Below are 261 nucleotides of genomic sequence, written 5' to 3'. Positions count from 1 at the left end.
CTTCAAGCTGACGCAATCGGTCGAATTCAGCCTGCGCCTTGATCCGTTCGGCATTCTTCTTGGCACGCTCGTTGAGCAACTGCTGCGCATGGGCGCGATGCGTATCGTTGATCTCTTCCTTAGGATTGCCATCGAGATCAAAACGCGTCGCTGAGGTCAGCGTTTTTTGCAGGTAGCGCGAAGATTTGGTGTGATACGTCAGCGCCAGACGCAATATTTTCAAGCTGGTTTCGGGCAAACGTTCGATGATCTGCTTATCTA

General features: G+C 51.7%; 1 protein-coding gene. It reads right to left on the bottom strand.

Annotated features, from left to right (window positions below; translation table 11 throughout):
* Nucleotides 1-261 (bottom strand): ProQ/FINO family protein (locus QN347_RS20220; protein ID WP_323494464.1); only part of this gene is annotated, 261 nt, incomplete at both ends.

Origin of the sequence: Sphingomonas sp. 10B4, from assembly GCF_035019905.1 — a bacterium.
GTDB classification, from domain to species: domain Bacteria; phylum Pseudomonadota; class Alphaproteobacteria; order Sphingomonadales; family Sphingomonadaceae; genus Sphingomonas; species Sphingomonas glacialis.
The sequence above is the reverse complement of the archived record's forward strand: the minus strand, read 5'-3'. Positions and strand labels throughout refer to the sequence as shown.